We start from the raw sequence: 21,054 nt of genomic DNA on the forward strand, positions 1-21,054 counted from the left end.
GCTAGGCCGTTTAGAGACGCTCGACATGACCGAGATCAAAAGTGTCGAAGAAACCGTCGACCCAAACGACACAACGACTATGGCAGAGGTGCGCGACGGCGTCGACGCCATCGATCGCGCGATCGTGACGCTGATCGCGCGGCGGTTCGGCTATATGGACGCTGCGGCACGCATCAAGCCGACGCGCAACACGGTGCGTGACGAGGGTCGCAAGGCGGATGTGATCGCCAATGTAAAAGCCCATGCTGCCGAACTCGGCGTGTCCGTGCCTCTCGCCGCGGCGCTGTGGGAGATGCTCGTCGAAAATTCGATCGCCTATGAATTCATCCGTTACGACGAGATTCGCGATTAACGCAAAATCGGCGAAGACCTAGTGCCGGCGATAGATACACATTGTCACGCCGTCGGGCGTTGCAGCGCTCTTCGCGAGCGTCAGGTTTCGAAGCGTGACGCCGTTCTCGAACAGCCGTTTGCCCTTACCTAGAACAACCGGGAAAATCCAAAGCCGGAACTCATCGATCAAGTCATGCGCAAGCAGTGTTTGGATCAGGCACCAACTGCCGTGAACTTGAAGCAGTGGGCCGCTCTGGGCCTTGAGATCGGCAATTGCGTCGGGAACATCGCCCGTGATCGCGTGTGAATTCTGCCAGTCAAGGCCATCCGGATTCGAAGTTACGACATATTTGGTGGCCATATTCAGCATGATGGCTGGACGCTCTTCGGCGGGCGCAGTCGACCAATGTGGCGCGAACAGGTCATATGTCTTGCGTCCGAGCAGAAGGTCATAGGGTTCGTTCATCGCCTCTTCTGAGACCTGCTTCATGACTTCGTCCCAGTAATCTCTGGCCCATCCCCCTTGCGCGAAGCCGCCTGAGTCGTCCTCGTCCGGGTTGGCTGGTGCTTGCATTACGCCGTCAAGGGTCAGGAAAGTGAGTATGGCGAGCTCGCGCACGGTAATCTCCTTTTGCGTAGATCGCTGTTCTACATCGGCAATTCCATATCAGGCGCGACTTCGATTGTGCCGCCAAGCGCGATATGCGGGCAGGTGGCGGCGATCTCGATTGCCGCGTCGATAGTGTCCGCTTGTATTACCGTGTAACCGGCCAGCGGATTGGTGCCGCCGCCATCGGTTACGCCGTCAGTACCGACCGTCTTGGAGGGGCCAACGGCGAGACCGGGGTCTACGGCAGCTTCGCCAAGCCCTGCCATCCAGGCCTTCCAATCCTCCATATGTTTGGGGCCGTCCGCAGGCGGATTGAAGCTTGGGCCCGTATGATAAGCGAGTACGAATTTCGGCATGATGTTCTCCCTATAGCCGTCGATTGAAAGGACGGTGGCCGAGCTATGCCGGATATTTTAATATGTTAAAGAACATATTTTGGCCGATGCTATGGAGCTCCTGAAGGGTTGACAAACATGCCTTATAGTGCCGCTCATAAACGCGAAACGCGCGCGAAAATCGTCGAAGCTGCGCGGATTCTGTTCAATCGTCACGGGTTCGATGATGTTACGATCGATATGATAATGCGTGACGCTGGGCTCACCCGCGGCGGTTTCTACAACCATTTCGATAGCAAGGAGGCGCTATATGCGGCTGCCGTGTCGAGCTTTCTAATGGGACGCGGAGCACAATGGCGCGGCGATGCCGGAGTGGACCCCGCCAAGCCTGGCCCGGACATGGCAGAGCGGATGATTTCTGGATACCTGTCGCCGGATCATCTTGGCGATCTCGATGGTCAATGCCCCATGATCGCACTGCCGTCCGATATTGCTCGCACGAATCCACAAGTGCGCGAGGCGTATCAGTTGTTGCTAACTTCCATGGTTGGCTTGTTTGAAAACGGCCTGTCGAAAGGTTCGGATTCAATGCGTGAAACTGCCCTGTCGCTCGCGGCATTGTGCGTTGGAGGCATGGTGCTTGCGCGAACCTTGCCTGACTCTGAGCTTGCAGAGGAAATACGGGCAGCCGCGCACAGGACGGCGGTTGCAATGGCACGCAGTGCCTCAGAACTTGCCTAGCGCTTCTTCTCCAATGCCGCGATAACCCCCCGCAGCGCCTGCACATCTGGAGACGTCCATTCCGGCTTGGTGAGGATGGTTCTAAGATTGCGTTTGGTGGTCGGTGTACGGTCTGGCGGAAAGAAATAGCCGGTTGGTTCAAGCGCTGTTTCCAGATGTGCGATCAGTGCTTCAAGTTCGGCGTGCGGGGCAGGGGGCAGGCGCTCCTTCTCCGTAGGTACGGCAAGATCCGCGCCTTTCGACCATTCATAGGCGAGCAGGATGACGGCTTGGGCAAGGTTGAGCGAGCCGAAGTCCGGATTGATCGGCACCGTGACGATCGTGTTGGCGAGCGCGACATCTTCGGCGTCGAGGCCTGAACGCTCGGGGCCGAACAGGATCGCCGACGGTGCGGGTAGGGCATGGATGGCGGTCGCGGCGTCGACCGGCGTCACCACCGGCTTATCGAGTCCGCGCTTGCGAACAGTCGTTGCATAGACATGGCTGCAATCGGCAACCGCGTCGGCGACCGTATCGAACAGTTGCGCATTCTCGATCACGCTGTCGGCGCCGGATGCCGCGGGCAGGGCGCTTTCGTTCGGCCAGCCGTCGCGCGGTGCGACGATCCGCATCTCGGTCAGCCCGAAATTGAGCATCGCGCGCGCCGCTTTGCCGATATTCTCGCCAAGCTGCGGACGGACGAGGACGATCTTGGGCGGCGGGGCCTGCGCTTCGCTCACTATTCGAACAGATCCTTTACCGTTCCCGCAAACTCTTCGAAATCCTTCGCTTCGCGGAAATCCTTATAGACGCTGGCGAAGCGGATATAGGCGACGCTATCGAGCTGTTGCAGGCCTTCCATGACCATCTCGCCGATCCGTTTCGATTGGATTTCCGTCTCGCCGCTGGTTTCCAGCTGGCGCTGGATACCCGAGACCAGCTGGTCGATCTGCTCGGGTTCGACGCCGCGCTTACGACAGGCGAGGGACACGGACAGATGGATTTTGTCGCGATCGAACGGCTCGCGCCGATCCTTGCTTTTGATAACCGTCAGCTCGCGCAGTTGGATACGCTCGAACGTCGTGAAACGCGCGCCGCAGCTTTCGCATTGCCGCCGCCGCCGGATGGTCGTGCCGTCTTCGGTCGGGCGGCTGTCCTTTACCTGACTGCCGTCATGGGCGCAGAACGGGCAGCGCATCGGTGGCCTTTACAGCTCGGGATAGATCGGAAAGCGCGCACACAGCGCTTCGACCCGCTCACGGACTTCGGTTTCGATCGCCGGGTCGCCATCCTCGCCCTTTTCGCGCAGACCTTCCAGCACATCGGCCACCATATCGCCGATCTCGCGGAATTCGGCCGGACCGAAGCCGCGGGTCGTCCCGGCCGGTGAACCGACGCGGATGCCGCTGGTTTTCGCTGGGGGCAGGGGGTCGAACGGGATGCCGTTCTTGTTGCAGGTGATACCAGCGCGTTCGAGCGCCTCGTCGGCATCGCGTCCTGTCACGCCAAGTGGCCGCAAATCGATAAGCGCGACATGAGTATCCGTGCCGCCCGCGACGAGATCGGCACCGCGCTCCTTCAGCCGGCTGGCGAGCACTTTGGCGTTCTCGACCACCGCCGCTGCATAGCTTTTGAACTCTGGGCGCAGCGCTTCGCCGAATGCGACTGCCTTGGCCGCTATTACATGCATCAGCGGTCCGCCCTGGAGACCCGGGAAGACAGCCGAGTTGATCTTCTTCGCAATGGCTTCGTCATCGGTCAGCACCATGCCGCCGCGCGGTCCGCGCAGCGTCTTGTGCGTGGTTGTCGTGACGACATGGGCATGGCCGAAGGGCGTCGGATGGACGCCCGCCGCCACGAGCCCGGCAAAATGCGCCATGTCGACGAGCAGATAGGCGCCGACCATATCGGCGATCTCGCGGAAACGGGCGAAGTCGATGATCCGCGGATAGGCCGATCCGCCGGCGATGATGAGCTTGGGCTGATGCTCCTTGGCCAGCGCTTCGACCTGATCGTAATCAATCAGATGCGTGTCTTCCTTCACACCGTACTGGATCGCGTTGAACCATTTGCCCGACTGGGCCGGTTTCGCGCCATGCGTCAGATGGCCGCCCGCATCGAGCGACATGCCGAGGATTGTATCGCCGGGCGTGGTCAGCGCCAGCATGACTGCGCCATTGGCTTGCGCGCCCGAATGCGGCTGAACGTTCGCGAAGCCGCAGCCGAAAAGCTGTTTCGCGCGCTCGATGGCCAGCGTTTCAACGGAATCGGACGGGGCGCAGCCCTGATAATAGCGGCGGCCCGGATAGCCTTCGGCATATTTGTTCGTGAGCACTGATCCCTGCGCCTCGAGCACCGCCTTGGAGACGATATTCTCCGACGCGATTAACTCAATCTGCTTTTGCTGCCGCGTCAGTTCGGCTTTCAGTGCATCGGAGACGTCCGGGTCGGTTGCGCTGACCCGGTCCGAGAAAAAGCCGTCGGGCTGGACGTCGTTGAGATTGGCGGGGTTGGTGCTCATTCGAATTCCTTCAGGCGGGTTCCCGGACGGGAGCCGGATTGGAAAGCTTATCGACGCGGCGCTGATGGCGGTCGCCGCCGAAATCGGTGGAGAGGAAGGCGTCGAGACAGTCCTTGGCGGTTTCGACGCCGATCAGCCGCGCGCCCATCGCAATCACATTCGCGTCGTTATGTTCGCGCGACAGTCGGGCAGCGAGATTGTCCGATACCAGCGCGCAGCGGCAGGCGGGATTGCGGTTGACCGCCATCGAAATGCCGATTCCCGATCCGCACAGCGCGACGCCGAACTCCGCATCGCCTGCCGCAATCGCCTCGGCCAGCGCATAGCCGTAATCGGGATAATCCACGGACTGGTGATTGTGTGGCCCGAGATCAGTCACATCATGGCCGTGCGCGTCCAGCCATTCGGCGAGGGCCGCTTTCAGTTCGATGGCGGCATGATCGGACGCGATGGCAATGCTGTGCGGCATGAAACCCTCCATGGGCGGTGCATGTGCCCATTTAGTCCCGCCGGGCCGCTTTCGCCACCACCCATTGTGGTTTTTTCCACATACTATCTCTGTCCCTTGATCAGGTCTGCTAATTGTGTATTGGTGTATTAATACACAAAGACAAACAGGGAGACGTCCAATGCGCTTTCTTCGTGGCCTGTTCCTAATGGTCCTCGCCCTGCCGGCGACCGTTGTCTACGCCGAGGACGACCCAGCACCAGTCGAAGTGATGATTTTCGGCACCTATCATTTCGCCAATCCGGGTCTCGACGTTGTGAATATGGAAGCCGACGATGTGTTGGTTCCGCGTCGCCAAGCCGAACTTGAGGCGCTCGTCGCATCGCTTGCCGAGTGGGCGCCGCATCGCGTCCTCGTCGAGCGCGAATCGGATGCACCCGGCTTTATCGACCCCTCCTATGCCGAATTCGGGCCGGCGATGTTGGCCGAGACTCGTAATGAGCGCGTGCAGATCGGCTATCGGCTGGCTGGGCGTCTGGGTCATGAATCGGTGTACGGCTTTGACGAGCAGCCGGGTGAGGGTGAGCCTGACTATTTCCCGATGGGCCGCGTCAATAGTTTTGCCGAGGCGAACGATATGCAGGGCGAACTCCGGCAACTGTTCGCGATGGTGCAGGCGGTAAATGCAAGGCAGGAGGAGGCGCAGGCCACGCAGTCGCTCGCGCAGCTTCTCATGACCCACAACGATCCCGCGCAGATTCTGCCGATGCACCGCGCGCTCTATTACGGACTGCTGCAGTTCGGCGATGGCGACGATCAGCCCGGCGCCGAACTCAACGCCTATTGGTATATGCGCAACGCCAAGATGTTTGCGAAGCTGCAAATGATCGCGCAGCCCGGCGACCGCGTTTTCTTGCTCGTCGGCAGCGGGCATGCTTATTGGCTGCGCCATTTCGTCGAGGAAACGGACGGTTTCGAACTGGTCGAAGCAATGCCCTATCTGGAAGCGGCCGTCGGAGCGGAAGGAGCCGAATAGCCGCTAAAGCCGGAATTCAGTTTTCGAAACCGACGAAACGCACCGTTTCGTCGAGCGGCTTGCGGTTCGAATAGACGGCGTTGGCTGGAAAGTCCGGGTCCGGCCAGCCCATCGCGACGGCCTTCATGATGACCTGATCGTCGGGGATATTCGCATGTTCGCGTACCACTGGTGATTGCATGATGCCCTGCGAATTGATCACGCAGCCCAGCCCGCGCGACCAGGCGGCGTTGACCAGCGCCGTAGTCACCGCGCCGCAATCGAAGGCGGTGTCGTCGCTGCTCGCCAGCTCGCGGTCGTAAGTGACGATCACGCAGACCGGCGCGTCGAACTGGCGGAAGCCGCGCAACACCCAATCCTGCCGGCCTTCCTTGTCGTCGCGCGCGATACCCATCGCGCCGAACAGTTGCTTGGCGACCTCGATCTGGCGTTCCCGGTGGACGCCGGCAAAGGGCTCTCCGCGGCGAAACTCACGGCTATCCGGGACACCGGCCAGAATGTTTTCGGTGTTACCCTTGCGGATCCGGTCGAGCGGTTCGCCGGTAATGACATGGAAATGCCAGGGCTGGGTGTTCATCGACGTCGGCGAGCGCATCGCGAGGCCGAGTATCTCCTCGATCAGCTCCTGCGGGACCGGCTTGTCGAGATAGCCGCGGATCGAGCGGCGTCCCCGCACTACCTCGTCATAGGTGGATGTCTGTTTGCTCAATGTGCCGTCAGGCCGCCAGCTTCAGTTCCATCCGATCCCAGATTTCGACGAGCGCGTCGGTCAATTCGCGCATCATCGCTTCATCGTGCGTCGGGCCGGGGGTGAAGCGTAGTCGTTCGGTGCCGCGCGGGACGGTCGGGTAATTGATCGGCTGCACATAGACGCCATATTCGGCGAGCAGGATATCGCTGATCCGCTTGGCCTTTACCGGATCGCCGACCATTAGCGGGACGATATGGGTCGTCGAATCCATGACCGGCAGTCCCGCGTCGAGGAGCATAGTCTTCAAGCGTGCCGCGGCTGCCTGCTGACCGTCGCGCTCCTCGCTCGATTGTTTCAGATGCCGGATGCTCGCCAGCGCGCCCGCCACGAGAACCGGCGAGAGGCTGGTCGTGAAGATGAAGCCCGGCGCATAGCTGCGGATGACGTCGATGATCATCTTGTCCGCTGCGATATAGCCGCCCATCACGCCGATCGCCTTGGCGAGCGTGCCTTCGATAATCGTTACCCGATCGGCGACTTCGTCGCGCTCGGTAATCCCGCCACCGCGTGCGCCGTACATGCCGACAGCATGGACTTCGTCGCAATAGGTGAGGGCGTTATATTTGTCGGCCAGATCACAAATCTCGGCGATCGGCGCGACATCGCCATCCATGGAATAGACGCTCTCGAAGGCGATGAGTTTCGGCGCGTCAGGGTCTTCGGCGGCCAGCAATTCTTCGAGATGTTCGAGATCGTTGTGCCGCCAGATATGTTTTTCGCAGCCCGCATTGCGGATGCCCGCGATCATCGAAGCGTGGTTGAGTTCGTCGGAGAATACCACGCAACCAGGCAGCAATTTGCCGAGCGTCGTCAGCGTCGCTTCGTTAGAGATATAGCCCGAGGTGAACAGCAGCGCGCCTTCCTTGCCATGGAGGTCCGCCAGCTCATGTTCGAGATCGATATGGTAATGCGTATTGCCGCCGATATTGCGCGTGCCGCCCGAGCCCGCACCGACATCGTGCAGCGCCTCTTCCATCGCTTCGATCACTTTCGGGTGCTGACCCATCGAGAGATAGTCATTCGAGCACCAGACGGTAATCGGCTTGGGCCCGTTATGCCCGGCAAAGCAGCGAGCATTGGGAAAGGCGCCCTTGTTGCGTAAAATATCGATGAAAACCCGGTAGCGGCCCTCTTCGTGGAGCCGCTCAATGGCCTTCGAAAACACGCGCTGATAGTCCAAGAATCTTCCCCCGGGTTTCGGATTGCAGGTCATGTAGGGGCTGAAATCGGCCATTTCCAGCGAGAACGACTCGCAATAAGCCTAGAGCGTTTCCAATATTTCAAGACCATAGGGCGCGAGGCCGGGCCGCAGGGCTTCCGGATCGCTTCCATCTGAAATGAAGATCGCGCGGCCCGGCGAGGGGCTGTCCGGCCAGGGTTGGCCTTCGGTCAGATGCTCGACGCGCCGCTCTATGCCGTCGCCGCCGTGCACGAATGTAACCGGATGCGGCGCGGCCGCGAGCAGCTCCTTCTCGACGAGCGGGAAATGAGTACATGCGAGCACGATCGTATCGATCCGATCCCCGCTAGGCTGGCTGAACAATCCTTCGAGTATGGCCACATAGTCCTGCGGATCGGTTGGCTTGCCGCGCATCTTGCGTTCCGCCAGCGCCACGAGATCATGCGTGCCATGGCGGATGATCGTACAGTCGCTGGCGAATTCGCGCGACAGATTGTCGACATAGGGCTGACGGACGGTCGACTTCGTGCCGAGCACGCCAATGACACGCGACTTGGAGATCTCCGCGGCCGGTTTGATAGCTGGGACTGTGCCGACGATTGGGATGGCGAGCGCGGCGCGCACGGGCTCAAGCGTGATCACGGACGCCGTGTTGCAGGCGATTACGGCCAGCCGCGCATCGACATGCTCGGCTAATCGCCCGAGAAGCGCCGGTACGCGCGCGGCGAGCTCCATCTCGGGTTTCTGGCCATAGGGAAATCCGGCCTGGTCCAGCACATAGACGATCGGCGCGTTCGGCAATCGTTTCCGCACGGGTCCGAGGATCGAGAGGCCGCCGACACCGGTGTCGAGCAGGAGAATGGGCTGGTCTGCGCGCATGATCGCCTGCCATATGGCGAAGCGCGCGTGGCTGCAACGCGGCGAGAGCATGGAGGCGATTGCAGCCGCGCGCCGGGGCGCTATGACCGTCGCGTAGCGAAAGGAGCACCGTCATTTTTGATAATCCGCTCTGGCTTGCCTCAGCGATGGCGCTCGGTTTCGGCTTTCTCTTCGGCTCGGTGCCGTTCGGGCTGCTGCTGACCCGTTTTGCGGGCCTTGGCGATGTGCGCAATATCGGCTCGGGCAGCATCGGCGCGACGAACGTCCTGCGCACGGGGAACAAGGGACTGGCGGCCGCGACCGTGCTGCTCGATGCCGCCAAGGGCGCAGTCCCGGTGCTGGTCGCGGAACATCTCTGGCCCGGTACGGCGGGTATTGCCGCCGTAGGGGCGGTAGCCGGACACTGCTTTACACCGTGGCTCAGGTTCAAAGGCGGGAAGGGCTTTGCGACTGCGGCCGGCGTACTGCTGGCGCTCGCCTGGCCGGTGATGCTGGCCTGCGCGGCCATTTGGGCCGCGACGGTGTTCCTAAGCCGGATTTCCTCGGTGGCTTCCTTGGTGACCGTTGTCGCCGCTCCCGCGGTCGGTTGGGCCATGGGCTATCCACACACGGTCGCGCCCCTGATCGCGATCGCCGCCATCGTCATCGTCCAGCATCGTGCCAATATCGGCCGGCTGATGCGCGGCGAGGAACCGAAGATCGGTGGGCCCACTAATGGCTGATCCGCGCCACGCCGCCCGGGTGCGGCTGGCCCGCTCGCAAAATATCGGCCCGGTCACCTATGCGCGCTTGCTCGAACGCTTTGGTTCTGCAGAAGCGGCGCTGGACGCCATTCCCGATCTCGCGCGGCGTGGCGGCGGACGTGCGCCACGCCTCGCCGACCGGGAGGCGATTGAGGTCGAGATGGCCGAGGTAGAGCGGCTCGGGGCCGAATATATCTTCGTCAATGAACGGCCCTATCCGCCACCGCTGGCGCAGCTCCAGACGGCGCCGCCTGTATTGATCGTACGCGGCGATCTCAGCCTGCTCGCTAAACCGCTGATCGCCATGGTCGGCGCGCGTAATGCTTCCGCCGCCGCCCGGCGGTTTGCGCGCGAACTGTCCTTCAAGCTGGGCGAGGAGGGCTATGTCGTCGTCTCGGGTCTTGCGCGCGGCATCGATACGGCAGCGCACAATGGCGCGCTCGACAGCGGCACCATCGCCGTTATCGCGGGCGGCATAGATGTCTTCTACCCGCCGGAGAATGAAGCGCTGCAGCTCGATATCGCGGAGCGCGGCGTATTGATCGCGGAACAACCGCCCGGCAGCGAACCCAAGGCGCGGCATTTTCCCTATCGCAACCGGATTATTGCCGGGCTCGGCATGGGCACGATTGTCGTCGAGGCCGCACCGAAATCGGGGTCGCTGATCACCGCGCGGCAGGCCAATGAGTTCGGCCGCGAAGTCATGGCCGTACCCGGTTCGCCGCTCGATCCAAGGGCGCAAGGGTGCAACCAGCTGATCCGCGATGGAGCGACTTTGATCCAGAATGCCGACGATGTGGTGAGCGCGCTACGGCCGTTTGACGGACTGACGGTTGCAGAGCCGGATGGCGATTTCGATTCCGAGCCCGTGTCGCCCGTTGTCGAATCGCAGGAGCGCGAGCGCGTCACGGAGCTGCTCGGCCCCGTCTCCGTGCCGGTCGATGAATTGATCCGCCAATCGGGTGTCGCGCCAGCCGTCGTACAAACGGTTTTGCTAGAGCTCGAACTGGCCGGGCGTCTCGAACGCCATGCGGGCGGAAAGGTCAGTGTCGCATTGCCATCTTGACGGCGCGGATTTGCATCCCATCCTCGTACGCGTATGAGAGCCCGCCTGACTGGAGAGAATTGGCCGCCTTATGAAACTTGTAGTCGTTGAGTCGCCGGCCAAGGCGAAGACCATCGAAAAATATCTGGGAAGCGATTACCGCGTTCTCGCCTCCTACGGCCATGTGCGCGATCTGCCGCCCAAAGATGGGTCGGTCGACCCGGATGACGGGTTTGCGATGAAGTGGCAGGCCTATGGCGATAAGACCAAGCAGCTGAAAGCGATCACCGATGCGGCGAAGGACGCCGAGGAGCTGATCCTCGCGACCGACCCCGACCGCGAGGGCGAGGCTATCAGCTGGCATGTCCAGGAACTGCTGCAGAAGCGCAAAGCCCTGCCCGAGAAGGTCGAGCGGGTGGCGTTCAATGCCATCACGAAGGATGCGGTGCTCGAAGCGATTGCCCATCCGCGCGGGCTCGATGACGATCTCGTTGACGCCTATCGGGCCCGGCGGGCGCTCGATTATCTGGTCGGTTTCACGCTATCCCCGGTGCTGTGGCGCAAGCTGCCTGGTGCGCGCTCGGCCGGTCGGGTCCAGTCGGTCGCTCTCAAGCTCGTCGTCGAACGCGAGCGCGAAATCGAAGCGTTCGTCCCACAGGAATATTGGTCGGTCGCGGCGAAGATGGAGCAGGACGGAACCGAGTTCACCGCGCGGCTCGTGCGCTGGAAGGGCGAGAAGGTCGAGCGGCTGACGATCGGCGCCGAAGGCGATGCAATGGCGGCCAAGGCCGATGTCGAGAACGGCCTATTCAAGATCGTTTCCATCGAAACGCGCCCGCTGACCCGCAATCCACCGCCGCCCTTCACGACCTCGACGATGCAGCAGGAAGCTGCGCGCAAGCTCGGTTTTTCCGCCAGTCATACGATGCGGATCGCGCAGCAGCTCTACGAGGATGGTGCGATCACCTATATGCGGACGGATGGCGTCCAGATGGACGGCTCGGCGATTTCGGCGGCGCGCGGGGCGATCGCGAACCGCTACGATGCGAGCTACGTCCCGGACAAGCCGCGCGTCTACAAGAGCAAGGCGAAGAATGCGCAGGAAGCGCATGAAGCGATCCGCCCGACCGAGTTTTCGCGCGCCAAGGTTGGCAGCGCTGATCATGCCCGACTTTACGATCTGATCTACAAGCGCGCGTTGGCGAGCCAGATGGCATCCGCGCGGCTCGAGCGTACGACGGTCGAGATGGAGGAGGGCACGGGCCAGACAGCGCTGCGCGCCACCGGCCAGGTCGTCAAATTTCCGGGCTTCATGGCGCTCTATACCGAAGGCCGCGACGATGATGGCGATGAGGATTCGAAACTCCTGCCCGTTATGGCCAAGGGCGATGCGCCCGCGAAAAAGGGCGTGGAGGCCGAACAGCATTTCACCCAGCCGCCGCCGCGCTATTCCGAAGCCAGTCTGGTCAAGAAGATGGAGGAACTCGGTATTGGCCGACCGTCCACCTATGCCTCAATCCTCAAGACGCTCAAGGATCGCGAATATGTACGCGTCGAGAAGAACCGCTTCTTCCCCGAAGAGAGCGGGCGGCTTGTCACCTCCTTCCTGCAGCGCTTCTTCGAACGCTATGTGAGCTACGACTTTACCGCGGGTCTCGAGGAGGAGCTCGACGATATCTCGGGTGGTCGCGCGCAGTGGCAGGAAATCCTCCAGGCCTTCTGGCAGGACTTCAAGCCCAAGACCGACGAGGTCATGGAACAGAAGCCGTCGGACATTACGGCGGAGCTCGACAAGTTTCTCGAACCGCTGCTATTCCCCGAGAAAGAAGATGGGTCCGACCCGCGCTTGTGCCCGCGTTGCAAGGATGGGCGGCTGTCGTTGCGCGGCGGTCGCTACGGCGCCTTTATCTCCTGCTCCAACTATCCGGCTTGCAAATATACGCGGCAGTTCGGCCAGCGCGGCGGCGATCAGCAGGATCATGGCGAGGACGAGGTTCTCGGACAGGATCCCGAGACGGGCGAGGATATCGAGTTCAAGACCGGCCGGTTCGGTCCCTATGTGGAAATGGGTCAGGGCGAGGGCGAGAAGCCCAAGCGTGCGTCTATCCCCAAGGACGTCGCCCGCGCCGATGTGGACTTAGAGATGGCGGTCAAGCTGCTATCGCTGCCCCGCATCGTCGGCGAGCATCCGGAAACCGGCAAGGAGATCGAAGCGGCGATCGGCCGGTACGGTCCCTATCTGCGCCATGACGGCAAATATGCGAAGCTGGAGACGACAGCCGAAGTCTTTGAAATCGGCATGAATGCAGCCGTTGTGAAGATCGCCGAAGCCAAGAATAAGGGCGGACGCGGGCGTGGTGCACGCGAGCCACTCAAAGTTCTCGGTAAGCATCCGCGGACCGAGGAAGAGATCAAGCTGATGGACGGTCGCTATGGCCCGTACGTCACCGACGGCACGACCAACGCGACGATCCCCAAGACCGTCGACAAGGACGAACTGACGCTCGAAGAGGCGGCGCAACTGATCGACGAGCGCGCGGCCAAGGGACCGGCGAAAAAGCGCAAGCGCAAGACGACGGCGAAAAAGAAGAAAGCGCCCGCCAAGAAGAAGGCATCAGCGAAGAAGAAGGCCTAGCCGCGGTATCTAGGAGCCTGGCTCTAGTTCCCGAGATTGCCCAGCAGCATCAGCGCCGTCCACGCGCCGAGCGCCGCGATAACCAGCCATGTCAGGATCACACCCACGGCGCGGGGCCAGGGTGGGCCGCCCTTGTCGGGTGGGTCCATGTAGAGCCCCAGCGCATGCAGAACGCGCGCGACGACAAAGACACCGGCCACTACCATGAGGCCCATATGATTGGCCCGGCTCATCTCCAGCAGCGCGACCATGATGATGACGATCGGCGCATGTTCGGCGAGATTGCCATGGGCGCGGCTCGCACGCGTCAGCTTCTCGTCCTCGCCCATTCCGAAGGCCTGTTGCGTACGAAAGCGGTTGCGGACCGTATCGACGGCGAGCAGCAGGAGCAGGGCGGCCATCGCTGCCGCAAGCGCGGCGGTTACGGGTAAAGTCATCGCATATCTCCCCCAAATCTGCGCCTATAGTGTGACGAGGCGATCCTCTCCCAGGCTCGTCATCAGGCTCACCAGTCCGCCAGCTTCGACGCCTGGCCCAAGCTGATCGATGGTCAATCCTGCCAGCGCCATCCCGCCCTGACAAGCGATCAGCCGGACCCCGAGGTGAGTAGATTCCCGCCGGATTTCGGCCAGTGTCGGCAGTCCGCTCGCATGCTGATCGGCATCGCCCGGTGCAGGGGAAACGTCTGCAAGAAGGGTCACGGCGCGGCCTTCTAAGAATATGCGCGTCTCCGCACCTGTCGCCGCATGCGCGGCGGCTATCGATAGCGCGGAATGGAAACGCTCGGGATCACTGCCGGTGAGGATGATCGTCAGACCCCGCATGACGGACATCCCGGGTCTTTCGGCAGGGTCAGGGTGCGCACACGCAAGGCCAGCGCGTCGAACAGCAGAAGCTTGCCAGCGCTGTCCTCGCCAAACGGGACAGTCTGCCGGATCGTCTCCATCGCCGCAATGCTGCCCATGATACCGGCCAGCGCGCCGAGCACGCCCTGATCAGCGCAACTCGCGTCCGGCCGATCCGGGTCCGATCCGACGAAGCAGCGATAGCAGGGCTTGTCCGCTTCCCAGCCGCGGAAGACGCCGAGCTGCCCCTCGAACTGGCCGATGGCGGCGGAAACGAGCGGTATGCGGCGTTCCAGAGCGGCATCGGCAACCAGCAACCGCGTCTCGAAATTGTCCGAGCCGTCGACGACGATGTCGGCACCATCGAGAAAGGCGTCGACCGTGCTGGTATCGATCCGCTGTGCGATCATCTCGACCGCGCAGTCCGGATTGAGCCGCGCAACGGCCTTCGCCGCCTCCGCCACCTTCGGCATACCGACCGTGTCAGTTGCATAGAGCGTCTGGCGCTGAAGGTTGGACAGCGCGATCATATCGTCATCCGCGATACGCAGCGTTCCGACTCCGGCCGCAGCGAGATACTGGATCAGGGGCGATCCGATGCCGCCAGCGCCGACGATGGCGACCGTCGCGCTGCGCAGCTTCTTCTGACCGTCCCCGCCGATTTCCTTGAGAACGATATGCCGGGCATAGCGTTCGAGCTGTGCGTCGGTGAGCGTCATCGCCGCGCCATTAGCGGCCCGTGGAGCCGAACCCGCCAGCGCCTCGCTCGGTATCGTCGAGCTCGTCGACTTCGGTCAGAGCTGCGCGCTCGACCGGTGCAGGCACCAATTGTGCGATCCGCTCGCCGCGCAGCGCCGAGAAGGGCTCTCTGCCAAGATTGGCGAGGATGATCTTCACCTCGCCGCGATAATCGCTGTCGATCGTGCCCGGCGTGTTGAGACAGGTGACTCCATGTTTGAGCGCGAGGCCGGACCGTGGCCGGACCTGCACCTCATAGCCATCGGGAATGGCAATCGCGAAACCGCTCGGAACCGCCATCCGCTCGCCGGGCTGCAGCGTGAAATCCTCGGCCGTCACGACATCCATGCCGGCCGCACCGGCGCTCGCATAGGCCGGCATGGGCAGGCCTTCGGCATGGGGCAGGCGCTTGATCCGGATATCGATCTCAGGAAAGGGCATCGGCGATTCTCTCGGCAAGTTTTCGGGCCACGTCGCGTTTGGGCATCTGGGTCCAGCTTTCGACGCCATCGGCGGTGATGACATGCACGCTGTTCTCCGCGCCGCCCATCACGTCTCCCGATACATCGTTCGCGACGATCCAGTCGCACCCTTTGCGGTCGAGCTTGGCCTTGGCATAGCCCACCACCTTGTCCGTTTCGGCGGCAAACCCGATCAGCAGGGCAGGGCGTTTTTCGCTGCGGCCGAGACCGGCAAGGATATCCGGGTTTTCGATCAGTTCGAGCTCGGGCGGGCCGCCGCTTTCGCCTTTCTTGATCTTGCGGTCAGATGCCTCGGCGCGCCAGTCGGCAACCGCCGCCACGAGTATCGCGACATCGGCGGGGAGGGCCGCATCGACTGCGGTCTGCATCTCGACGGCGGTCTGCACGTCGACCCGCGTCACGCCGCGCGGCGTTTCCAGCGAAACCGGCCCGGACACAAGCGTGACATCCGCCCCGAGCCGCGCAAGCGCTTCGGCGATCGCATAGCCTTGCTGGCCCGAGGACCGGTTGGCGATATAGCGGACCGGGTCGATGGGCTCATGGGTCGGACCGGCTGTGACGATCGCGCGTTTGCCGGCGAGCGGTGTCGATTGGGTCGCGCCATCTCCGTCCAGTACATGCTCTATCTCGGCAATTACCGCTTCGGGTTCGGGCAGACGGCCTTCGCCATGTTCGCCGCAGGCCATCGGGCCCTTATCGGGATGCAGGATGATCACGCCGTCCTCGCGCAGTTGCGCGACATTGCGTTGGGTCGCTGCGTGCTCCCACATGCGCACATTCATCGCGGGCACGGCCATCACCTGCGTGTCGGTTGCGAGCAGAAGGGTTGTCGCGAGATCGTCGGCAATGCCCGCGGTCATCTTGGCCATCAGATCCGCCGTGGCCGGGCACACAACGATCAGGTCCGCTTCGCGCGAAAGCTGGATATGGCCCATTTCGGTCTCATTCTTGAGATCCCATAGGCTCGTATAGACCTGCTCTTCGGAGAGGGCGGCGAGGCTCATCGGCGTTACGAATTGTGCGCCGCCATCTGTCAGCACGCAGGTTACGGCGCCACCGGCCTTGCGGATCAGGCGGATCAGTTCGCACGACTTGTACGCCGCGATACCGCCGCCGATGACGAGCAGGACCCGTTTTCCGTTCATGCCGGACGATGTGCGCATTGAAGTGGCCGATGTCGAGTCATGGGGCCGGCCATCGCTCATGGTCGATCTCGTCGAACCGAAGCGGGGCGTCGAGGCGGAACAGGATGTAAGCGCGCTCCCGCACGGTCAGCGCGCCATGTTTTTCAGCGAGGTCGATCAGGGGCCAGAGATAGTCGGTTTGCCCGTCTTCCAATTTTATCGATTTGCGCAGACCGATAAAAATTTCGGCCGGATATCGAACATGATGTCCGCACAGATACTCCAGAAAGCCTGCCCAATCTTCCAGCGTCCACGGTTGCCACGTGGCCACGTCGAAACCGATGAATTGGGTCGTGCTGACGATGACGTCGAACTTGCCGAGTTCCGCTGGCAAGGGTTGCCGGAGACGCATGGGGCTTCGGATCGAATCTATGCCGAGCAGTTCGAGGATGTCGCGATGGATTTCGCGCTCGTTCATATCAAGCGCAATGCTGTCATGTCCGAAGGCGTTGGTTATGGCGAGCAGCTGACCGCTGATGGCGCCCAAATTGAGGACCGAGCACGGCTTTCGCATGTCGATATTCAGCATGAACGCGAATTCGGTATGGTAGGCGAGCCAGCGTGCGATATCGAGATATTTCGCGTGCGACGCGCTGTCGGCATTGCTAAGCTGATCGCGATATTCGCGCTGCAGCGCTGCATAGGCATCGCGATCTATGGTCGCTGCGGTGCGGTCGAAAATTTCCCGTTTGCGCGGGAGCATCATCGTCTCCCGCCAGCCTGCCAGCCTCTCCTCAAGCGGTGCCGAAGGATCGTAGACGGCCATTTCCGGGGCAGTCTCGTCCGTGCGCCGCTCGAACCATTTCAAGCTCTTCACAGCAACAGGCTTCCGGCGAGTCCGGCGGCGAACGCTGCGATTGCGACCGCAGCATAGCGCCAGCCTCCCCCGACTCGCACCCGCTCGATTTCGCGCAGCGGCGGCAAGGGCGGCGCGCCGCCGGGATCGGGAAATTCCGCTTCGAGCCGCCGGACCAGTTGCGGTAACCGCGCCAATGTGCCGAAGTCTTCGCGAATGCGATCCGCGATTGCGGCCTCCGGGCCGAGTTCGCTGCGTAGCCATTCGCTCACGAAGGGCTTGGCCGTTTCCCACATATTGATATCGGGATCGAGGCTCGTGGCCACGCCTTCCACCATCACCATGGTCTTCTGCAGCAACAGCAGGTGCGGCTGGGTCGGCATGTCGAAATCGCGGGTGATCGCGAACAGGCCGTCGAGCATCTGTCCGATCGAAATGTCCTTCACCGGCAGACCGCGGATTGGCTCGCCGACCGCCCGCAGCGCCGTCGCGAACTCGGCGACATTATGGTGCGGTGGAACATAGGCCGCTTCGAAATGAATTTCCGCGACCCGCCGGTAGTTTCCGGTGATCAGGCCATAGAGAATCTCCGCGAGCCATAGCCGGGCGCGGCGGTCGATGCGGCCCATGATGCCGAAATCGATGGCGGCGATCTTGCCGTCCGGCAGGACGAAGAGATTGCCTTGATGCAAATCGGCGTGGAAAAAGCCCTCCGAGATCGCCTGCCGCAGAAACGCGCGCACGAGTGTTTTCGCCAGCGCCGCGCGGTCATGCCCGGCGGCGTCGAGCGCGGCGCGATCCGAAATCTTGATCCCGTCGAACCATTGCAGCGTCATCACGCGCCCGCCGGTCCGCTGCCAGTCGATTTCCGGAATGACGAAATCGGGTTCGGCGGTCATGCCTTCGGCGAGTTCCGATGCAGATGCGGCTTCGCGGCGCAGATCAAGTTCGCGCGCCGTCCATCGCTTGAAGGTTTCGATCGTCAGCCGCGGGCGGAGGCGGGCAAGTTCGCCGCCCATGGCTTCGACCTGCGCGGCCGCCCATTCATAGGTTTCGATATCGCGGGCGAAGACCTTCTCGATGCCGGGCCGCAACACCTTGATGGCTACCGTCCGCCCGTCCGTCGTTTCGGCCTTGTGGACCTGTGCGATGGATGCCGCGCCGACCGGGTCGGTCTCGATGCGCGAAAAAAGCTGGTCGAGCGGTTTGTCGAACGACTGCGCGATCGTCTCCTCGATCCGGTCGAATGAGACCGGAGGCAGCCGGTCCTGCAATCGTAGGAGATCGTGGGTGGCCTCTTCGCCGACAAGATCGGGGCGAGTCGCCAAGGTCTGGCCAAGCTTGATTGCCGCCGGGCCGATCGCCTCAAGGGCGTCGGCATAGGCCGGCTTTTTCGGCACCCGGGCGCCGAAGCGGGCAACCCGGATCATCCGCTTGACCGGCACCGGCGTCATCGGATCGCGCTCGATCCCGCTCAGCGCGCCATGCCGTGCGAGCATCCGGCCCCATTTTAACAGCCGCCAGATATGGGTGCGGGCTCGGGTCAAATCCGGTAGCCGCTGTGAATGGCGACCAGTCCGCCCAGCATCGCTTCGGCCTTGCATTGCACGAAACCGGCCTCTTCGATCATCCCCTTGAACGCATCCATGTCTGGGAAGCGGCGAATCGATTCGATCAGATAGCGATAGCTATCCTCATCCTCGGCCAGCACCTTGCCGATTTTTGGGATGAGCTTGTGCGAGTAGAGATCATAGGCTTCGGCGAATCCCGGCCAGACTGTGGTCGAAAATTCGAGGCAGAAGAAACGGCCACCGCGTTTCAGCACACGATGCGCTTCGTTCAGCGCCTGCTGGACATGGGTAACATTCCGAATGCCCAACGCGATCGTGTACGCATCGAAGCTTTTGTCGGCGAAGCTCAGTGTTTCGGCATTTTCCTGAGCCCAGATCAGGCCTTCGATTCTGCGCTTTTCCGCGCGATCGATGCCGACCTGCAGCATCTCGGCATTGATATCGGCCACGGTTATCGCCGCGCCCGATCGCGCCAGGCGAAACGCGATATCGCCGGTGCCGCCCGCCATATCGAGTATCGTCTCGCCAGCCCTTGGTTTGACGCGCCGGACGAAGCGATCTTTCCAGAGCCTGTGCGTCCCGGCCGACATCGCATCGTTCATAAGATCGTAGCGTGACGCGACGTTTGAGAAAATGCCACCGACGCGCTTCGTCTTTTCGTCCGGGGCTATGTCCTCATAGCCAAAAGAAACATTCTCTTCGTTCATGCCTGCCTGCCAAATGGGAAGGCTTGATGCTCTAGCCAAGCCTTGCCGCGCCCGCAAACGCATCTTAGCTGCAATGCCATGCCTGAGCTTCCCGAAGTCGAAACTACCGTGCGCGGATTGGAGCCGGTCCTCCGCGGCGAACGGCTGGTGCGGGTCGAACCGCGCAGGCCCGATCTGCGCCGTCCGATTCCGGCCGACCTGCGCCAGCGGATGACGGGCGCGATCGTCACCGCCCTTGGGCGGCGCGCGAAATATGGATTGATCGACACGGATCGCGGCGACACGCTGATCTTCCATCTGGGCATGTCGGGGCGCTGGCGGCTCGATCCTGACGAGATCGGCCCGCATGACCATCTGGTGATCGAGACAGGCTCGGGGCGAACCGTCGCACTCAACGATCCGCGCCGATTCGGTTCGCTGGATTTGCTGGCGACCGATGCACTGCAGGATTTTCCGCCTTTCGCGACGCTTGGCCCCGAACCGTTGGGCGCGGATTTCACCGTCGAGTATCTGGCGGGCGCGCTGGACGGGCGTACCGGCTCGATAAAGGCGCTGTTGCTCGACCAGCGAGTCGTTGCGGGTCTCGGCAACATCTATGTGTGCGAAGCACTGAACCAGGCGCGCATCGCGCCGGGCACACAGGGCCGTCGGATACGCCCGGTGCGTCTGGAGCGGCTCGTTGACGCTATCCGCGACATCATCGCCTCCGCCATCGAGGCAGGCGGATCGAGCTTGCGGGACTATGCGCAGCCCAATGGCGAGCTCGGTTACTTCTTCAAGAGCTGGCGCGCCTATGGACGGGAAGGGGAGCCGTGCCAGTGCGGCGGTACGATCCGGCGGCGTGTCGATAGCGGCCGTTCGACTTTTTACTGCCCCCAGTGCCAGCGGTGAGACGGACGCGAGAGGCTTGACCTTGAGCGCCGCGATAGCTAGGTGCCTGTCGCTTGCGGTGCGGCGAAGGCTGCGCCTTTTTATTTTGACATGATCGAGGTTTATTATGGCCAATACGCCCCAGGCCAAGAAACGCATTCGCCGTAATAATCGGCGCGCTGTTGTGAACACCAACCGGGTGAGCCGGATCCGCACTTTCATCAAGCGGGTCGAAACGGCTGTCGAAGCCGGCGACAAGAAGGAAGCCACCGAAGCGCTTCAGGCCATGCAGCCGGAACTGGCGCGCGGCGTTGCGAAGGGAATCTTCCACAAGAATACGGCATCGCGGAAGCTTTCGCGCCTCTCCAAACGGGTTGCGGCTCTGAAATAATTCGGCCGGTCCGTCGCGATCGGCAGCCGTCGCGCCGATCGGCAATGCGAAAAATTTCTTTCAGAATAGTTACACTTGGAATCTCAACGAGTCGCGCGAATTTCGAATCGATTCGGGATTGCCAAATGTGGATGAAAATCTTTTAAAAACAATCTATTGATGCGAGTTTGCTCAAGATTGGCAGCTCTCCGTGTCAACCCCATTTATTTCAAAATTTTGACTGTCGCCCCCCTT

The 21,054-nt window shown here is 62.0% G+C and carries 25 protein-coding genes; 8 read left to right on the plus strand and 17 right to left on the minus strand.

Features of this window, described 5'->3' with window-relative positions:
- Window positions 1–25 precede the first annotated feature (25 nt).
- The gene (locus tag Q0974_RS10295; protein ID WP_299327246.1) at window positions 26–352 is read left to right on the plus strand and encodes a chorismate mutase; all 327 of its coding nucleotides are present in this window, start codon (window positions 26–28) and stop codon (window positions 350–352) included.
- 18 nt (window positions 353–370) lie between these two features.
- Here the strand turns inward: Q0974_RS10295 and Q0974_RS10300 are convergent, their stop codons facing one another.
- Window positions 371–952, minus strand: coding sequence for a dihydrofolate reductase family protein (locus Q0974_RS10300; RefSeq protein WP_299327248.1), 582 nt, complete (start codon window positions 950–952; stop codon window positions 371–373).
- 29 nt (window positions 953–981) lie between these two features.
- Window positions 982–1,299, minus strand: coding sequence for a YciI family protein (locus tag Q0974_RS10305; protein WP_299327250.1), 318 nt, complete (start codon window positions 1,297–1,299; stop codon window positions 982–984).
- A 117-nt stretch (window positions 1,300–1,416) separates the two neighbouring features.
- On the opposite strand from Q0974_RS10305, the gene Q0974_RS10310 reads away from it, so the two are divergent.
- Window positions 1,417–2,019, plus strand: coding sequence for a TetR/AcrR family transcriptional regulator (locus Q0974_RS10310; protein ID WP_299327252.1), 603 nt, complete (start codon window positions 1,417–1,419; stop codon window positions 2,017–2,019).
- Here the strand turns inward: Q0974_RS10310 and Q0974_RS10315 are convergent.
- Genes Q0974_RS10315 through rpiB form a run of 4 tightly spaced genes read right to left on the minus strand, consistent with a single transcriptional unit; the run spans window position 2,016 to window position 4,988 of the window.
- Window positions 2,016–2,738 carry an RNA methyltransferase gene (locus tag Q0974_RS10315; RefSeq protein ID WP_299327254.1) on the minus strand — a complete coding sequence of 241 codons (723 nt, stop codon included), beginning with the start codon at window positions 2,736–2,738 and terminating at the stop codon, window positions 2,016–2,018. The genes Q0974_RS10310 and Q0974_RS10315 overlap by 4 nt on opposite strands.
- The gene (gene nrdR, locus Q0974_RS10320) at window positions 2,738–3,196 is read right to left on the minus strand and encodes a transcriptional regulator NrdR (RefSeq protein WP_299327256.1); all 459 of its coding nucleotides are present in this window, start codon (window positions 3,194–3,196) and stop codon (window positions 2,738–2,740) included. Before nrdR ends, Q0974_RS10315 begins: the two co-directional genes overlap by 1 nt.
- A gap of 9 nt (window positions 3,197–3,205) precedes the next feature.
- Complete coding sequence (gene glyA / locus Q0974_RS10325; RefSeq protein WP_299327258.1) at window positions 3,206–4,519, minus strand: serine hydroxymethyltransferase; 1,314 nt, start codon at window positions 4,517–4,519, stop codon at window positions 3,206–3,208.
- A 10-nt stretch (window positions 4,520–4,529) separates the two neighbouring features.
- Window positions 4,530–4,988, minus strand: a complete 459-nt coding sequence (rpiB, locus tag Q0974_RS10330) for a ribose 5-phosphate isomerase B (RefSeq protein WP_299327260.1) — start codon at window positions 4,986–4,988, stop codon at window positions 4,530–4,532.
- Window positions 4,989–5,148: 160 nt separating this feature from the next.
- Here rpiB and Q0974_RS10335 point away from each other — a divergent pair, with 160 nt between their 5' ends.
- On the plus strand, window positions 5,149–6,003 hold the full coding sequence (locus tag Q0974_RS10335) for a DUF5694 domain-containing protein (RefSeq protein WP_299327262.1): 855 nt from the start codon (window positions 5,149–5,151) through the stop codon (window positions 6,001–6,003).
- A gap of 16 nt (window positions 6,004–6,019) precedes the next feature.
- Here the strand turns inward: Q0974_RS10335 and Q0974_RS10340 are convergent, their stop codons facing one another.
- From Q0974_RS10340 to murI, 3 genes are all read right to left on the minus strand, one after another.
- Window positions 6,020–6,679, minus strand: a complete 660-nt coding sequence (locus Q0974_RS10340) for a nitroreductase (protein ID WP_299327264.1) — start codon at window positions 6,677–6,679, stop codon at window positions 6,020–6,022.
- A gap of 40 nt (window positions 6,680–6,719) precedes the next feature.
- Window positions 6,720–7,934 (minus strand): 5-aminolevulinate synthase, encoded by a 1,215-nt coding sequence (gene hemA / locus Q0974_RS10345; RefSeq protein ID WP_299327266.1) that lies wholly within the window; start codon window positions 7,932–7,934, stop codon window positions 6,720–6,722.
- Between the two features lie 81 nt (window positions 7,935–8,015).
- On the minus strand, window positions 8,016–8,813 hold the full coding sequence (gene murI, locus Q0974_RS10350) for a glutamate racemase (protein ID WP_299327268.1): 798 nt from the start codon (window positions 8,811–8,813) through the stop codon (window positions 8,016–8,018).
- 146 nt (window positions 8,814–8,959) lie between these two features.
- Here murI and plsY point away from each other — a divergent pair, with 146 nt between their 5' ends.
- The 3 genes from plsY to topA all read left to right on the plus strand — a co-directional run bounded on the left by plsY (window position 8,960) and on the right by topA (window position 13,236).
- On the plus strand, window positions 8,960–9,535 hold the full coding sequence (gene plsY, locus Q0974_RS10355) for a glycerol-3-phosphate 1-O-acyltransferase PlsY (RefSeq protein WP_299327270.1): 576 nt from the start codon (window positions 8,960–8,962) through the stop codon (window positions 9,533–9,535).
- On the plus strand, window positions 9,528–10,622 hold the full coding sequence (gene dprA / locus Q0974_RS10360; RefSeq protein ID WP_299327272.1) for a DNA-processing protein DprA: 1,095 nt from the start codon (window positions 9,528–9,530) through the stop codon (window positions 10,620–10,622). The genes plsY and dprA overlap by 8 nt, the downstream gene beginning before the upstream one ends.
- A 70-nt stretch (window positions 10,623–10,692) precedes the next feature.
- A complete protein-coding gene (gene topA, locus Q0974_RS10365; RefSeq protein ID WP_299327273.1) occupies window positions 10,693–13,236 on the plus strand; it encodes a type I DNA topoisomerase in 2,544 nt (847 codons plus the stop codon).
- 23 nt (window positions 13,237–13,259) lie between these two features.
- Here topA and Q0974_RS10370 read toward each other — a convergent pair whose 3' ends face one another.
- The 8 genes from Q0974_RS10370 to Q0974_RS10405 are packed head-to-tail and all read right to left on the minus strand — an operon-like array spanning window position 13,260 to window position 19,559.
- The gene (locus Q0974_RS10370; protein ID WP_299327274.1) at window positions 13,260–13,673 is read right to left on the minus strand and encodes an MAPEG family protein; all 414 of its coding nucleotides are present in this window, start codon (window positions 13,671–13,673) and stop codon (window positions 13,260–13,262) included.
- Window positions 13,674–13,697: 24 nt separating this feature from the next.
- A complete protein-coding gene (locus tag Q0974_RS10375) occupies window positions 13,698–14,069 on the minus strand; it encodes a DsrE family protein (RefSeq protein ID WP_299327275.1) in 372 nt (123 codons plus the stop codon).
- On the minus strand, window positions 14,048–14,800 hold the full coding sequence (moeB, locus tag Q0974_RS10380) for a molybdopterin-synthase adenylyltransferase MoeB (protein WP_299327276.1): 753 nt from the start codon (window positions 14,798–14,800) through the stop codon (window positions 14,048–14,050). The genes Q0974_RS10375 and moeB overlap by 22 nt, the downstream gene beginning before the upstream one ends.
- 10 nt (window positions 14,801–14,810) lie before the next feature.
- Entirely contained in the window at window positions 14,811–15,260 is a 450-nt protein-coding gene (gene dut / locus Q0974_RS10385) for a dUTP diphosphatase (protein WP_299327277.1), read from the minus strand.
- Window positions 15,247–16,446 carry a bifunctional phosphopantothenoylcysteine decarboxylase/phosphopantothenate--cysteine ligase CoaBC gene (coaBC, locus tag Q0974_RS10390; RefSeq protein ID WP_299328485.1) on the minus strand — a complete coding sequence of 400 codons (1,200 nt, stop codon included), beginning with the start codon at window positions 16,444–16,446 and terminating at the stop codon, window positions 15,247–15,249. The genes dut and coaBC overlap by 14 nt, the downstream gene beginning before the upstream one ends.
- Window positions 16,447–16,483: 37 nt before the next feature.
- The gene (locus Q0974_RS10395) at window positions 16,484–17,302 is read right to left on the minus strand and encodes a hypothetical protein (protein WP_299327278.1); all 819 of its coding nucleotides are present in this window, start codon (window positions 17,300–17,302) and stop codon (window positions 16,484–16,486) included.
- Entirely contained in the window at window positions 17,299–18,828 is a 1,530-nt protein-coding gene (ubiB, locus tag Q0974_RS10400; RefSeq protein ID WP_299327279.1) for a 2-polyprenylphenol 6-hydroxylase, read from the minus strand. The genes Q0974_RS10395 and ubiB overlap by 4 nt, the downstream gene beginning before the upstream one ends.
- Window positions 18,825–19,559: a class I SAM-dependent methyltransferase gene (locus Q0974_RS10405; RefSeq protein WP_299327280.1), complete on the minus strand. Its 735-nt coding sequence runs from the start codon at window positions 19,557–19,559 to the stop codon at window positions 18,825–18,827. The genes ubiB and Q0974_RS10405 overlap by 4 nt, the downstream gene beginning before the upstream one ends.
- 78 nt (window positions 19,560–19,637) lie before the next feature.
- Between Q0974_RS10405 and mutM the strand changes: the two genes are divergently transcribed.
- Together mutM and rpsT are read left to right on the plus strand one after the other, a co-directional pair.
- Complete coding sequence (mutM, locus tag Q0974_RS10410) at window positions 19,638–20,450, plus strand: bifunctional DNA-formamidopyrimidine glycosylase/DNA-(apurinic or apyrimidinic site) lyase (protein WP_299327281.1); 813 nt, start codon at window positions 19,638–19,640, stop codon at window positions 20,448–20,450.
- A gap of 106 nt (window positions 20,451–20,556) precedes the next feature.
- Window positions 20,557–20,820, plus strand: a complete 264-nt coding sequence (rpsT, locus tag Q0974_RS10415) for a 30S ribosomal protein S20 (protein ID WP_299327282.1) — start codon at window positions 20,557–20,559, stop codon at window positions 20,818–20,820.
- Window positions 20,821–21,054 lie beyond the last annotated feature (234 nt).

The organism is Parasphingopyxis sp. (genome assembly GCF_028279465.1).
In the GTDB taxonomy this organism is placed as follows: Bacteria; Pseudomonadota; Alphaproteobacteria; order Sphingomonadales; family Sphingomonadaceae; genus Parasphingopyxis.

Coding starts and splice junctions, on each gene's coding strand:
- dprA (WP_299327272.1), top strand. CDS start 9,528: ATGGCTGATCCGCGCCACGCCGCCCGGGTGCGGCTGGCCCGCTCGCAA.
- plsY (WP_299327270.1), top strand. CDS start 8,960: ATGGCGCTCGGTTTCGGCTTTCTCTTCGGCTCGGTGCCGTTCGGGCTG.
- nrdR (WP_299327256.1), bottom strand. CDS start 3,196: ATGCGCTGCCCGTTCTGCGCCCATGACGGCAGTCAGGTAAAGGACAGC.
- topA (WP_299327273.1), top strand. CDS start 10,693: ATGAAACTTGTAGTCGTTGAGTCGCCGGCCAAGGCGAAGACCATCGAA.
- glyA (WP_299327258.1), bottom strand. CDS start 4,519: ATGAGCACCAACCCCGCCAATCTCAACGACGTCCAGCCCGACGGCTTT.
- Q0974_RS10305 (WP_299327250.1), bottom strand. CDS start 1,299: ATGCCGAAATTCGTACTCGCTTATCATACGGGCCCAAGCTTCAATCCG.
- coaBC (WP_299328485.1), bottom strand. CDS start 16,446: ATGAACGGAAAACGGGTCCTGCTCGTCATCGGCGGCGGTATCGCGGCG.
- murI (WP_299327268.1), bottom strand. CDS start 8,813: ATGCGCGCAGACCAGCCCATTCTCCTGCTCGACACCGGTGTCGGCGGC.
- Q0974_RS10310 (WP_299327252.1), top strand. CDS start 1,417: ATGCCTTATAGTGCCGCTCATAAACGCGAAACGCGCGCGAAAATCGTC.
- dut (WP_299327277.1), bottom strand. CDS start 15,260: ATGCCCTTTCCTGAGATCGATATCCGGATCAAGCGCCTGCCCCATGCC.
- Q0974_RS10335 (WP_299327262.1), top strand. CDS start 5,149: ATGCGCTTTCTTCGTGGCCTGTTCCTAATGGTCCTCGCCCTGCCGGCG.
- rpsT (WP_299327282.1), top strand. CDS start 20,557: ATGGCCAATACGCCCCAGGCCAAGAAACGCATTCGCCGTAATAATCGG.
- rpiB (WP_299327260.1), bottom strand. CDS start 4,988: ATGCCGCACAGCATTGCCATCGCGTCCGATCATGCCGCCATCGAACTG.
- mutM (WP_299327281.1), top strand. CDS start 19,638: ATGCCTGAGCTTCCCGAAGTCGAAACTACCGTGCGCGGATTGGAGCCG.
- Q0974_RS10375 (WP_299327275.1), bottom strand. CDS start 14,069: ATGTCCGTCATGCGGGGTCTGACGATCATCCTCACCGGCAGTGATCCC.
- Q0974_RS10295 (WP_299327246.1), top strand. CDS start 26: ATGACCGAGATCAAAAGTGTCGAAGAAACCGTCGACCCAAACGACACA.
- Q0974_RS10370 (WP_299327274.1), bottom strand. CDS start 13,673: ATGACTTTACCCGTAACCGCCGCGCTTGCGGCAGCGATGGCCGCCCTG.
- Q0974_RS10405 (WP_299327280.1), bottom strand. CDS start 19,559: ATGAACGAAGAGAATGTTTCTTTTGGCTATGAGGACATAGCCCCGGAC.
- moeB (WP_299327276.1), bottom strand. CDS start 14,800: ATGACGCTCACCGACGCACAGCTCGAACGCTATGCCCGGCATATCGTT.